The sequence below is a fragment of the Pseudomonas sp. Marseille-Q0931 genome (assembly GCF_940789645.1).
In the GTDB taxonomy this organism is placed as follows: domain Bacteria; phylum Pseudomonadota; class Gammaproteobacteria; order Pseudomonadales; family Pseudomonadaceae; genus Aquipseudomonas.
Genome location: NZ_CALNWT010000002.1, coordinates 339,031 through 352,295, shown reverse-complemented (window position 1 = coordinate 352,295; position 13,265 = coordinate 339,031). Strand labels below are relative to the sequence as shown.

General features: G+C 64.1%; 10 protein-coding genes and 1 riboswitch. Of the genes, 1 reads left to right on the top strand and 9 read right to left on the bottom strand.

Annotation, left to right across the window (positions count from 1 at the left end):
- Positions 1 to 64 precede the first annotated feature (64 nt).
- The 6 genes from P3C50_RS07860 to ahcY form a co-directional block, all read right to left on the bottom strand.
- A complete protein-coding gene (locus P3C50_RS07860) occupies positions 65 to 844 on the bottom strand; it encodes a substrate-binding periplasmic protein (RefSeq protein ID WP_275545572.1) in 780 nt (259 codons plus the stop codon).
- 48 nt (positions 845 to 892) lie between these two features.
- Positions 893 to 2,266: a nucleotide 5'-monophosphate nucleosidase PpnN gene (gene ppnN, locus P3C50_RS07855; RefSeq protein ID WP_197858051.1), complete on the bottom strand. Its 1,374-nt coding sequence runs from the start codon at positions 2,264 to 2,266 to the stop codon at positions 893 to 895.
- Between the two features lie 96 nt (positions 2,267 to 2,362).
- Complete coding sequence (locus tag P3C50_RS07850) at positions 2,363 to 3,127, bottom strand: DUF3142 domain-containing protein (protein WP_275545571.1); 765 nt, start codon at positions 3,125 to 3,127, stop codon at positions 2,363 to 2,365.
- Positions 3,097 to 5,259, bottom strand: a complete 2,163-nt coding sequence (locus tag P3C50_RS07845; protein ID WP_275545570.1) for a hypothetical protein — start codon at positions 5,257 to 5,259, stop codon at positions 3,097 to 3,099. The genes P3C50_RS07850 and P3C50_RS07845 overlap by 31 nt, the downstream gene beginning before the upstream one ends.
- Positions 5,260 to 5,305: 46 nt before the next feature.
- Entirely contained in the window at positions 5,306 to 6,151 is an 846-nt protein-coding gene (gene metF / locus P3C50_RS07840) for a methylenetetrahydrofolate reductase [NAD(P)H] (RefSeq protein WP_275545569.1), read from the bottom strand.
- A gap of 102 nt (positions 6,152 to 6,253) precedes the next feature.
- A complete protein-coding gene (gene ahcY, locus P3C50_RS07835; protein WP_275545568.1) occupies positions 6,254 to 7,645 on the bottom strand; it encodes an adenosylhomocysteinase in 1,392 nt (463 codons plus the stop codon).
- A gap of 21 nt (positions 7,646 to 7,666) precedes the next feature.
- Positions 7,667 to 7,751: riboswitch (S-adenosyl-L-homocysteine riboswitch) on the bottom strand.
- Positions 7,752 to 7,892: 141 nt separating this feature from the next.
- Here ahcY and P3C50_RS07830 point away from each other — a divergent pair.
- Entirely contained in the window at positions 7,893 to 8,513 is a 621-nt protein-coding gene (locus tag P3C50_RS07830; RefSeq protein WP_275545567.1) for a TetR/AcrR family transcriptional regulator, read from the top strand.
- Between the two features lie 69 nt (positions 8,514 to 8,582).
- Here P3C50_RS07830 and preA read toward each other — a convergent pair whose 3' ends face one another.
- The 3 genes from preA to hydA form a co-directional block, all read right to left on the bottom strand.
- Entirely contained in the window at positions 8,583 to 9,857 is a 1,275-nt protein-coding gene (gene preA, locus P3C50_RS07825; protein WP_197858045.1) for an NAD-dependent dihydropyrimidine dehydrogenase subunit PreA, read from the bottom strand.
- Entirely contained in the window at positions 9,858 to 11,225 is a 1,368-nt protein-coding gene (locus tag P3C50_RS07820; RefSeq protein ID WP_275545566.1) for an NAD(P)-dependent oxidoreductase, read from the bottom strand.
- Positions 11,226 to 11,340: 115 nt separating this feature from the next.
- Positions 11,341 to 12,780 (bottom strand): dihydropyrimidinase, encoded by a 1,440-nt coding sequence (gene hydA, locus P3C50_RS07815; protein WP_275545565.1) that lies wholly within the window; start codon positions 12,778 to 12,780, stop codon positions 11,341 to 11,343.
- Between the last annotated feature and the right edge of the window lie 485 nt (positions 12,781 to 13,265).

Sequence of the window (13,265 nt, the reverse complement as noted above, 5' to 3'; positions counted from 1 at the left end):
GCTAGCATCCGGGCGCAAGCCTGGCGGGAAGTCCCGAGTATAACAGAGCCGGAGGGCTGTGCAGCTACCAGCCTGTCGGTTGGTTCACGACCTGATGCGTTCGGGGTGTGGCGTAGCGCCGCTGCAACTCGGCGTAGGCAGGCTCGCGCTTGAAGCGGCGCAGCTCACGGGCGAAGTCGACGGCCAGACGTTCGAAGGCCGGTTCCTTGCGCAAGGCCAGGTACAGACGATCATGGCCGACGGCCTTGCGGTTGTAATCGATCTGCTCGAGCAGGCCCAGTTGTGCGCCCAGGTAGAGACCGGCGCGGCGATCGCTGACCACCAGATCGACCCGGTGGCGAATCAGTTTGCCCAGATTGGCTTCGTGGGTCGGCGCCTCCTCGCGGCTGAACAGGGGCGACGTACGGAAGCTTTCATTGGCGTACCAATACCCGGGCGAGATGCCGATCACCAGATCACGCAGGTCTTCCAGGCGTTCATAGGGATAGGGGCGATTGCGCGCGTGAAACAGCACGAATTCGACGTCGCTCAGCGGCTCTTCGACGAAGCGCATGCTCGCTTCACGTTCGGGCAGATGGAAAATGTCCAGAATGCCGTCTGCCATACCCTGTTCAAGGGCCAGCAGGCAGCGCTTCCAGGGCAGGAACTGCAAGTCCAGCTTCATGCCCAGGCGGTGCAGCACTTCACGGGTGATCTCGTAGTCGAGGCCGGCCGCCTGGCCATTTTCTTCATAGACATACGGCGCCCACGCCTCCGTAACCAGGCGCAGCGTTTCGCCGCGAGCGGCGAACGCGATGCAGCCTAGCAGCAGGAAAGCGATGAGTTGGCGCTGAATTGATGGCATTTAGCCAGGTTAGCGGCTTTGGCCGCGCCCCGGAAGCCCATCCATACTTTAGTCCACCACCCGATAGCAGGGCTCGTAGGCACTGCCGCCCGGCAGCTTCATGCGGTGCTGTTCGACGAAGGCCTGTAGCAGGCGATCCAGCGGGCGCATGATGGTGGTTTCGCCACGGATGACGTAGGGGCCGTGTTCCTCGATCAGGCGGATGCCGTTCTCCTTGACGTTGCCGGCGACGATGCCGGAGAAGGCGCGGCGCAGGTTGGCGGCCAGGTGATGCAGTGGCTGCTCGCGGGTCAGGTTGAGGCTGGCCATGGCCTCATGGGTCGGTTCGAACGGGTGCTGGAAGCTTTCGTCGATCTTCAGTAGCCAGTTGAAGTGGAAGGCGTCGTTGCGCTCGCGACGGAACTGGCGCACGGCCTTGATGCCGACGGCCATTTCGCGGGCCACCTCGCCCGGGTCGTTGACGATCATGCTGTAGCGCTGCTGCGCCGCCTCGCCCAGGGTGGCGCCGATGAAGTCATGCAGCTGCTGCAGATAAGGGCCGGCGCTCTTCGGCCCGGTGAGAATGACCGGGAAGGGCAGGTCCTGGTTGTCCGGGTGGGTGAGGATGCCCAGCAGGTAGAGGAACTCTTCGGCCGTGCCGGCGCCGCCCGGGAAGATGATGATGCCGTGGCCGACGCGAACGAAGGCTTCCAGGCGCTTCTCGATGTCCGGCAGGATCACCAGTTCGTTGACGATCGGGTTCGGCGCTTCGGCGGCGATGATGCCCGGTTCGGTCAGACCCAGGTAGCGGCCGGTGAGGTTGCGCTGCTTGGCGTGGCTGATGGTGGCGCCCTTCATCGGCCCCTTCATCACGCCCGGCCCGCAGCCGGTGCAGATGTCCAGGCCGCGCAGGCCCAGCTCGTGGCCGACCTTCTTGGTGTACTTGTACTCCTCGGTGCTGATCGAGTGGCCGCCCCAGCACACCACTATCTTCGGCTCGACGCCGCTGCGCAGGGTCTGGGCGTTGCGCAGCAGGTGGAAGACGTAGTCGGTGATGCCTTCGGAGCTGTCCAGGTCGATGCGCTTGTTCTCCAGCTCGCTCTGCGTGTAGACGATGTCGCGCAGGGCGCTGAACAGCATCTCGCGGGTGCTGGCGATCATCTCGCCGTCTACGAAGGCATCGGCCGGCGCGTTGATCAGTTCCAGGCGGATGCCGCGGTCCTGCTGGTGGATCTTCACTTCGAAGTCCGGGTAGGCCTCGAGAATGGTCTTGGCGTTGTCGCTGTGCGAGCCGGTATTGAGGATTGCCAGGGCGCATTGGCGGAACAGGCGGTAGACGCTGCCCGAGCCGGTTTCGCGCAGTTGCTGCACTTCGCGCTGGGAGAGGGTTTCCAGGCTGCCCTTGGGGCTGACGGAGGCGTTGATCGTGGAGCGTTTGAGCATGAAATGTGATCCCGGTGGCAGGCTCGCGCCGAGGTCGGCGCGGAGGCGTTCGAATAGGTTGTCGCAGCGAATGTTGCGGTCGTCGGTGGCTGGCGCTCAGGGTGTGTTGGCTGGCGTAGTGGTTGCGGCTTCGCTCGGGTTCAGCAGAAATACCACATAGCCGCGGAACCAGGGACTGCTTTGCAGGTAATCCGGCGCCTGCCATTCGCCGTTTTGTATCAGGCCGATGCGAAACGGCAGTTGCAGTCGCGCGATGCTCGGCAGGTAGCGCGAGTAACCGGGGATGCTGTGGTGGCCCTGGTAGGTCTGCATCACCACTTCATCGACCACCCCGGCGAGACGGTTGAGCGCCGCCGGGTCGGCGTTGCCGGCCCAGTCGAGCAGGCCGGTGATGCTCAGGCGGTACTGCTGCGGCAGGCGCTGGCGCAGGTCTTCGAGGAAGGCGGCATAGCGATCCAGGCGCAGGGTCTGCGCGTCGAAGTCGATCTGCACCCCGGTGACCCGGTTGCCGGCGCGTTGCCAGCGCTGCAACTGACTCAGCAGCAGGGCGAACACCTCCTCGTCCCAGTCCAGGGTATGCGCGCGATACACCACCCAGAGCTCGACGTTCTTCGACAGCCTGGGCGTGGCCGGGTTCTGTGCCTGCATGCGCGCGGGTGGATCGCCGGCGCGGCGCGGGCCGTCGATCTGCCCCTGCAACACGTACAGGGTGTCGGCCTGGGCCAGTACCGGTTGTGGCGTGACGCCGGCCCACAGCCAGAACGCCTGATAATCGGCGGCGTCGACGCGCGCGGCCTGCGCCGGCAGGCCCACCGCCAGCAGGAGCAGGCCTACCAGTAGTACTTGAGTCGCTGCGCCCACTGGGTGTCCGCGTAGCTGCGTTTGAGGGTCTGGAACCACTGCTTGCGCTGGTCCTTGGCGATGTCCTGACGGTCGCAGCTGTTGTAGCCGCTGGGGGCATAGCAGTTGATCGCGCGGAACAGGGCGTAGGCCTTGTCCTCGCGACTAACCTGCGGCGCAGCGAGCAGCATCTGGTAGCCGGCCAGGCGCGAAAAGGACGCGCCCTGGAACTGGCTCGGTACGCTACCCAGCTCGCCGGCGGCTGGCGGCCGGTTCAGCCAGTGATCGTCGAGGCCATGGACGCGGATGAAGTCGCCCAGGCACAGCATGCCCTGGGCATCCTTTGCATCGGCTGCAAGGCGCTCGGCGATCTTGACCAGGCTCGGGCAGGCATAGCCGGCGTCGTTGCCGCCGTTCCAAGCGAACAGACTCGGATCGAGGCGCTGCGCGGGCTGCGTCGATGTGTAGGGGAACTGCGCGTAATCGCCGAGAAAGTCGGTGTAGCGACCGTAATCCAGGTCGCGATAGAGCAGGGTGTACAAGGCGGTTGCCCGCTCGCCCGCAGGTATCTGCTTGTCACCGGCCTGCTGGCGCAGCAGCTCGGGGCCGGTGCCATGGGCCAGCAGGCGCTCGCGGATCGGCGCGGTGGTGATCGGCGAGTCGGCGGCGAACACCTTGTCCAGCTCGCCAATACGCTCGTAGCTCAAGGCCAGGGCCAGTTGCAGCTGGGCCTGCTGCAGCGGGTCTTGGCTGCGTGCCAGCAGCGCCTGCCAGTGCTGCAGTGCCGCAGTCGTCTCACCCCTGGCCTCCAGCGCCAGGCCGCGCAGGGTTTCCTGGCTGAAGGCGAGGGCATTCAGCGGCCCGGCACCGGTATCCGGCAGGGCGGCGAGAGTCTGCTGGGCATCGCCGCCGCGGTAGAAGTGCCAGGCAGCGACCAGGTAGGCATGCAGGCCGGGCTGGCTGGCGAAGCGCGGTTGCTGCGCCTGCAGTTGCTCGAGGCTGAGGCGCGGCTCGCTGTTGCTGCCGGGATCGCGCAGCTGGATCAGGTCGACCATGGCCAGCAGCAGCGGGTTGTCGATGGCATCCGGGGCGAGGCTGGGCAGCAGCTTGCCGTCCAGTTCCTCGATCAGCGCGGGCATGTCGACCTGCTGCGCGCCACGCTCGAATTGTCGGGCAAAGGCCTCGGCAAATCGCCGGGTGTCACCGGCAAGCCAGTACACGCGGCGCTGCAGGCCGCGCGCCGAGTCGCTGTAGAGCCCCTGCGGGTAGTTCTCCAGGTACTGCTCGAAGGCCTTCGCACTGGCATCGAGGCTGGTCTTATCGACCTGCTCGGGGCTGAAGAAGCCGTACTCGTCGAAGGCGTTCAACTGCGCCTGGTTCAGCGCCACGCGGCCGAGCAGGTACTGGGCGGTTTCGCGCAGCCAGGGCTGCTCGCTGCCGGCCAGTTCGGCGAAGCGCTCGCGCGCCTGGTCGAAGTCGCCGCGATAGAACGCGTCGGCGCCGCGCAGGTAGTTGCCGAAGGCCTGGGCAGCGGGCGACTGCAGTTGCGCCGCCTGCGGCAAGACGTCCTGCGTTTGCGGATCGCCTTCGCCACACAGGCTCAGCAGGCTGCGCCGCGAACGGGCCAGCGCCTGCGCTTCGCTCGCGGCCAGCGCTGGCGTGGCGCTGAGAGCGTCGACGAAGCCGCGCATGGCCTGCAGGTCATTGCTGCGGCAGCGATTGCCCTCGCCTTCGGCGAAACGGTGCACGGCGAAGGCGTCCGCTTCGCTGTCGACGCCCAGGCGCTGCAGGGCCTGGGTCAGGTACGCCACGTCCGGGTCGACCCTTTGCTCGTCTGCCTCGGCCGCTTCGCTGCGAGCGCGGCTCGGGTCGAGCATGCCGAGGCTGAACGGCACCAGGCCGTAGCCGTATTCGTAACCTTCGAGTGCCAGCGGTTCGCGCGTGAGTTTCAGGTGGCCGGCGTCGTCGAGCAGCAGTTGCAGGTTGACGCGGCTGTCGTTGCCGGGGCTGAGAAAGGCCAGGTTGTTGCACGCCGAGAGCTCGTCGGAAATCAGCTTCCAGCTCGGTGTGCAGGTCATGTCGGAGCTGGCCAGTGCAGCGGGCGCGTGCAGGCCGGCGAGCAAGGCGAAGGGGAAGAGGTGCTTGATTGTCATAGGGCTCATCCTTGAGCGTGGGAGCCGCTGTGCGGCTCCCTGCCCGTCAACGTTTGAGGTCGAGGTTGTTCCAGATGGCCAGGCTGGGGCCGGCCAGGTTCATGCTGTAGAAGTGCAGGCCCGGCGCACCACCCTGCAGCAGGCGTTCGCACATCTCGGTGATCACCTGCTCGCCGAAGGCGCGAATGCTGTCGCTGTCGTCGCCATAGGCTTCCAGCTGCTTGCGCACCCAGCGCGGAATCTCGGCACCACAGGCGTCGGAGAAACGTGCCAGCTTACTGTAGTTGGTGATCGGCATGATGCCCGGCACCACCGGGATATCCACGCCCAGCTTGCGCACGCGCTCGACGAAGTAGAAGTAGCTGTCGGCGTTGAAGAAGTACTGGGTGATGGCGCTGTCGGCACCGGCCTTGGCCTTGCGCACGAAGTTGGCGATGTCGCTCTCGAAGTTGCGCGCCTGCGGGTGCATCTCCGGGTAGGCGGCCACTTCGATGTGGAAGTGATCGCCGGTTTCGTTGCGGATGAACTCGACCAGCTCGTTGGCGTAGCGCAGCTCGCCGCTGGCCATGCCCATACCGGACGGCAGGTCGCCGCGCAGCGCGACGATGCGCTTGATGCCGGCATTCTTGTACAGGTTGAGCAGCTCACGCAGCTCGGCCTTGCTGTCGCCGACGCAGGACAGGTGCGGTGCGGTGGGCACCTTCACTTCGCCATCGAGTTGCAGCACGGTGTTGAGTGTACGGTCGCGGGTCGAGCCTCCGGCACCATAGGTGCAGGAGAAGAAATCGGGCTTGTAGGCCGCCAGCTGACGCGCCACGTCCATCAGTTTTTCATGCCCGGCTTCGGTCTTGGTGGGGAAGAACTCGAAGCTGTAGCGGCGTTCTTGAGTCATGGAGAAGGTTCTCTTCTCAGCGGCAAGCTACAAGCCACAAGCTGCAAACAGAGCGGTTCGGCGCCTGCTTGCAGCTTGCAGCTTTGCAGCTTGTGGCTGCTGTTAGTAGCGGTAGGTATCGGGCTTGAACGGACCGTCGACGGTCACGCCGATGTAGTCGGCCTGCTGCTTGGTCAGCTGGGTGACCACGCCACCGAAGCCCTTGACCATTTCCAGGGCGACTTCTTCGTCCAGCTTCTTCGGCAGCACTTCCACGGTCAGGCGCTGGGCCTTGTGCTCGGGCAGCATGTCGGCGAACTTCTGCTCGAACAGGAAGATCTGCGCCAGCACCTGATTGGCGAAGGAACCGTCCATGATGCGGCTCGGGTGGCCGGTGGCGTTGCCCAGGTTCACCAGGCGGCCTTCGGCCAGCAGGATCAGGTAGTCGTCGTTGGCCGGATCGAATTGACCGGCGCCGGTGCGGTGGATCTTGTGCACCTGCGGCTTGACCTCTTCCCACGCCCAGTTCTTGCGCATGAAGGCGGTGTCGATCTCGTTGTCGAAGTGACCGATGTTGCAGACCACGGCGCGCTTCTTCAGGGCCTTGAGCATGCCGGCGTCGCAGACGTTGGCGTTGCCGGTGGTGGTGACGATCAGGTCGATCTTGCCCAGCAGCGCCTTGTCGATGCAGGCGTCGGTGCCGTCATTACGGCCGTCGATGTACGGCGATACGAGCTCGTAGCCATCCATGCAGGCCTGCATGGCGCAGATCGGGTCGATCTCGGAAACCTTGACGATCATGCCTTCCTGACGCAGCGAGGCGGCCGAGCCCTTGCCCACGTCACCGTAGCCGATGACCAGCGCCTGCTTGCCCGACAGCAGGTGGTCGGTGCCGCGCTTGATGGCGTCGTTGAGGCTGTGACGGCAGCCGTACTTGTTGTCGTTCTTGCTCTTGGTGACCGCGTCGTTGACGTTGATCGCCGGGACTTTCAGGGTGCCGGCCTTGAGCATGTCGAGCAGACGGTGCACACCGGTGGTGGTTTCTTCGGTGACGCCGTGGATGCGCTCGAGCATCTGCGGGTATTTCTTGTGCAGGATTTCGGTCAGGTCACCGCCGTCGTCCAGCACCATGTTGGCGTCCCACGGCTGGCCGTCCTTGAGGATGGTCTGCTCGATGCACCACTCGTATTCCTCTTCGGTCTCGCCCTTCCAGGCGAATACCGGGATGCCGGCGGCGGCGATGGCGGCGGCGGCCTGATCCTGGGTGGAGAAGATGTTGCAGGAGGACCAACGCACTTCGGCACCCAGGGCGGTCAGCGTCTCGATCAGCACGCCGGTCTGGATGGTCATGTGGATGCAGCCGAGGATCTTCGCGCCCTTGAGCGGCTGGCTGGCGGCGTACTTGCGGCGCAGGCCCATCAGCGCCGGCATCTCGGATTCGGCGATGATCAGCTCGCGGCGGCCCCAATCGGCCAGGGAAATATCGGCGACCTTGTAGTCGTTGAAAGCGCTCATTAAAGCTCTCCATTCGTTGTCTGCGAATGGGCGCCGTTGATGCGTTTGGATAACGCCCCGGGCGAGCCTGACAGCCTTTCAGGCTGCTGCAGCGCCCCTCGACCGGGTGGCGGGAGCGACCGGAGCTGTGCCGGTCGTTTGAAACTGGCGGATTATAGCTGCGTGCGGCGTGCAGCCCAAGGCTTTCCGTCGCTCCGTTACCATCGCAGGTGGTAGCCTTGGCAGGTCTAGTCGCAACGGATCGGCCATGGCCAACCACAAAATCGAAATTCGCCGCCGCAACGTCAAGAAGATCCTCCTGGCCGCCGAAAAGGTCTTCGCCGAGAAAGGCTATGGCGGCACCGCCATGGCCGATATCGCCGAGCTGGCTGAATTGCCGCGCTCGAACCTGCACTACTATTTCAGCACCAAGGACGAGCTGTACCGTGCCGTGCTGCTCGACCTGCTCGAAGTCTGGAAACAGGACGCCCAGTGCTTCGAGGTGTTCGATGATCCGCGCGTGGTTCTGAGCAGCTACATTCGCGCCAAGATGAACCACTCGCGCAGCCGGCCGTATGGCTCAAAGGTCTGGGCCAACGAGATTATCCACGGCGCGCCGGTGCTCGGCGTCACCCTCGACGAGGGCCTTTACGACTGGGCGAAGATGAAGGAGGCGAAGATCCGTCAGTGGGTCGAGACGGGGCGCATCGTGGCTGTCGAGCCCTCGGCGCTGCTCTATATGATCTGGGCCTCGACCCAGCATTACGCCGACTTCAGCCATCAGGTGACGGTACTCAACGAGCACCGGTTGCTATCCGACATGCAATTCGAACGAGCGGTGCAGACCGTGACCAGCGTGATCTTGCGCGGTATAGGCCTGGAGCCGTAACCGCGTGGCGGGGTGCGTCGTGCCCAGCGAAGCCGCGCAAAGGCTTCCTGGGCACGGCGCACTTGCCGGTCACGAGGCCGCGCGATAGGGATTGCGCGGGTCGTGGTTCCAGTCAAGGAAGGGCTTGCCGCTATCCTGCGGCACCATCTCGATACAGTCCGTCACCGGGCAGGTGATCTGGCACAGATTGCAGCCCACACATTCTGCGTCGATCACTTCGTACTTATGCGTGCCGTCGGCCTGGGCCAGGCTGGCGATGGCCTGGTGCGAGGTGTCTTCGCAGGCGATGTGACAGCGGCCGCAGCCAATGCAGGCGTCTTGGTCGATTCGGGCGATGACCTGATAGTTGATGTCCAGGTACTTCCAGTCGGTGGTATTGCCCACCGCGCGCCCGGAGAAGTCCGCAAGGCTTGCATGGCCCTGGCTGTCCATCCAGCGCGAGAGGCCGTCTTTCATTTCCTCGACGATGCGAAAACCATGCAGCATGGCCGCCGTGCATACCTGCACGGCGCCGCAGCCCAGCGCCACGAATTCCGCCGCGTCGCGCCAGCTGCCGATGCCGCCGATACCGCAGATCGGCAGGCCGCGGGTCTCGGGGTCGCGGGCGATTTCGGCAACCATGTTCAGCGCAATGGGTTTGACTGCCGAGCCGCAGTAGCCGCCGTGGGTGCTCTGCGTGCCGACTATGGGGTGGGCGACCATGCGCTCGAGATCGACGCTGGTGATGGAGTTGATGGTGTTGATCAGCGACACGGCGTCGGCGCCACCGCGATGGGCCGCGCGTGCGGAGGTGCGGATGTCGGTGATGTTCGGCGTCAGTTTGACGATCACCGGCAGTGAGCAATAGGTCTTGCACCAGCGCGTGACCATCTCCACGTATTCCGGCACCTGGCCGACGGCCGCGCCCATGCCGCGCTCGGGCATGCCGTGCGGGCAGCCGAAGTTCAGCTCGATGCCGTCGCAGCCGGTGGCTTCCACCAGCGGCAGGATGGCTTTCCAGGATTCTTCGACGCAGGGCACCATCAGCGAAACGATCAGCGCGCGATCCGGCCAGTCCTTTTTCACCTGGGTGATTTCGCGCAGGTTGATTTCCAGCGAACGGTCGGTGATCAGCTCAATATTGTTGATGCCCTGCACCTGGCGGTTGGGGCCGAAGTGCGCGGAGTAGCGCGATGACACGTTGACTGCCGCAGGGTCTTCGCCAAGGGTTTTCCAGACCACACCGCCCCAGCCGGCCTCGAAAGCACGGACGACGTTGTAGGCCTTGTCGGTGGGCGGCGCGCTGGCCAGCCAGAAGGGGTTGGGTGCCTTGATTCCGGCGAAATCGATGGATAGATCGGCCATTTACGCGGCCTCCACATTGAGCATCAGATAAGAGTGGATGGCCTCGGCGGCCAGCTTGCCGTGTTGCACGGCCTGAACGGTGAGGTCCTGGTCTAGGGCGATGCAGTCGCCTCCGGCATACACGCCGGGCACGCTGGTGCGTAGCTGGGCATCGACCCAGATACGCTCGCCCTCGCGTTTCAGCTCGCGGGCCAGTGGGTCGCTCAGCGCCTGGCCGGCGAAGGCCTGGCCGATGGCGGTGAAGATGGCATCGGCGGGCAGCTCGAAGGTCTGCCCGGTGCTGTGCAGGCGACCGTTCTCCACGCGAGTGCGGGCAAAGCGCATGCCGCGCACCTGCCCCTGGTCGTTCAGCAGCACCGCGTCCGGCTGTGCCCAGGTCAGCAGCCGTACCTGGTTGGCCTTGGCGATGTCCTGTTCGTGCTCGGTGGCACCCATCTCCTCGAAGCCGCGGCGATAGACCAGATTGACGTCGCGAGCGCCGAGCTTGCTCATCTGCACCGCCATGTCGATGGCGGTGTTGCCGGCGCCAAGAATGATGCAGCGCTCTGCCACGGGCAGCTGGGTCAGGTCATCGCTTTGGCGCAGTTCACGGATGTATTCGGTGGCCGCGAGCAGGCCCGGCGCCTCTTCGTCCGCCAGTCCGAGGCGTTTGCTGGCGGCCAGACCGATGCCGAGGAACACCGCGTCGAACTGCTGATGCAAGGCGCTCAGGCTGAGGTCATCGCCCAGCCGGTGACCGTGGCGGATCTCGATGCCGCCGATCTGCAGAAGGAACGCCACCTCGCGCTGGGCGAAATCGTCGACCAGCTTGTAGGCAGCGATGCCGTATTCGTTGAGGCCGCCGGCTTTCTCGCGCGCCTCGAAGATCACCACCTCATGGCCATGCATGGCCAGGCGGTGGGCGCAGGACAGGCCAGCCGGGCCGGCGCCGACCACAGCGATGCGTTTGCCACTGGCGGGGGCGCGCTGGAACGGATGTTCGCTGAACTGCGCGTTGTCGATGGCGTACCGTTGCAGCAGGCCGATCAGCACCGGTGCGCATTCCTGGGCGTTGTTGCGCACGCAGGCCTGCTGGCAAAGAATTTCCGTCGGGCAGACGCGGGCGCAACTGCCGCCGAGGATATTGGCCGAGAGAATCTTCTCGGCCGCGCCCTGGATGTTCTCATGGCTGATATTGCGGATGAACGAGGGGATGTCGATCTCGCTGGGGCAGGCGTTGATGCAGGGCGCATCGTAGCAATACAGGCAGCGGGCACTTTCCAGGGCGGCCTGGCGTGCGTTGAGCGGCGGGGCCAGATCGCTGAAACGATCGGCCAGTTCGGCCGCCCCGGCATCCGGGCGCGGCAAATGGCTTAGGGTGTCTATCACGGTTATTGCCTCACGGTTTTGTGGCTTTTATTCGGCAGTTAACAGCGGATAAGCGGCCGTCCGGCCTCTATGGGCCGGTGTGGCTAAGTCATCTATGGTGGGCGTTACGCGCGGCCTAGCGCTCGACGGCAGTTGGTCGGCTGTGCTCGGCGCGCTTGCTCAATAGGTCGAACACCGCCGGGTAGGCCGGTCGCTCGACATAGCGGCCGGCGCCGCGTTCGGCACGCAGCTCGCCATCGATCCAGACCAGCTTGCCGGCGCTGATGGTATGGCTGGGCACGCCGCGGACGGTCTTGCCTTCGAAGATGTTGAAGTCGACCTGCTGGTGATGGGTCTTGGCTGAGATGGTCCGGGTGCCTTGCGGGTCCCAGAGCACCAGGTCGGCATCGGCACCGACTTGCAGCGCGCCTTTGCGCGGGAACAGATTGAAGATTTTCGCGGTGTTGGTGCTGGTCAGCGCAACGAAGTCATTCATCGACAGCTTGCCGCTGTTCACCCCTTCATCCCAGAGCACCGCCATGCGGTCCTCGATTCCTGCCGTTCCGTTGGGAATCTTGCTGAAGTCGTTGCGGCCGGCGGCCTTCTGTTCGGCACAGAAGCAGCAGTGATCGGTGGCGGTGGTGTGCAGGTTGCCCGATTGCAGGCCGCGCCACAGCGCCTGCTGATGCCCGCGCGGGCGGAACGGTGGGCTCATCACATAGCCGGCAGCGGTTTGCCAGTCGGGGTGGCGATAGACGCTGTCGTCCAGCAGCAGATGGCCGGCGAGCACTTCCCCGTATACCGGTTGGCCCTTGGCTCGAGCGTAGGTGATTTCGTCCAGGGCTTCCTGAGTCGAGACGTGCACGAGGTACAGCGGCGTACCCAGTGTTTCAGCGATACGGATGGCGCGGCTGGCAGCCTCGCCCTCGACCTGCGAGGGCCGCGACAGCGGGTGCGCCTCTGGTCCGGTCAGGCCCTGAGCGAGGAGCTTCTGTTGCAGGTGGTAGACCAGCTCGCCATTTTCCGCGTGCACAGTGGGCACTGCACCTAGCTCAAGGCAGCGCTCGAAGCTGGCCACCAGGGTGTCGTCAGCGGCCATGATGGCATTCTTGTAGGCCATGAAGTGCTTGAAACTGTTGACCCCATGCTTCGTTACCAGCTCGCCCATCTCGGTGGCTACCTGCTCGCTCCACCAGGTGATAGCGACATGGAAACCATAGTCGGACGCGGACTTCTCTGCCCAGCCACGCCAGGTGTGGAAGGCTTCGAGCAGTGATTGCTGCGGATTGGGAATGACGAAATCGATGATCGAGGTAGTACCGCCGGCGAGGCCGGCAGCGGTGCCGCTGAAGAAGTCCTCGCTGGCCACCGTACCCATGAAGGGCAGTTGCATGTGGGTGTGCGGGTCGATGCCGCCGGGCATCAGGTACTGGCCGCTGCCGTCGAGCACCTGGCAGCCGGCCGGGGCATCGAGGTTGTCGCCAATGGCCTGGATCAGGCCATCTGCACAGAGCAGATCGGCGCGGTAGCTTCGCTCATGGGTAACCAGGGTGGCGCCACGGATCAACAGCGACATGATGGATTCCTCGCAGGCTGGCCGATGGGTGTCGGCTCTTGGCTTTCTGATGCTGACGAGGACAGTTTTTTATTCCTGTCAGCAGTGACAGGAATTGAATCTAGTTGCAGTAAATGGATTGGGCAAGATTATTTTTTGAACAATTGTAATCTTAGTAAATTATTGAAAAATAAAGGAAATAATTAAAAATCACCAAAATGGTGAGGCCTCTCACCATTTTGACGCACTTGACAGAATGACAATATCGTCAAGATTTCTCATGGAAAATCAGCCGCTTGTGCCAAGGCGTCGAGTGGCCTTGGGGCGGCGAAAAAAATTCGCCTGCACCAGTTTGAAACCTGACTGACAGGACAGGCTGCTCCGAGGATCGCAAGGGGATTGTGCAGGCGAAGTCGGTGGCTTCAGATAAAGCGTTTTCAGATCAGTTGTTTAGTGTCTTCAAGCAGAGAGGATGCAGGCCCGGCGGGGAAATGCGGCACGCTTAT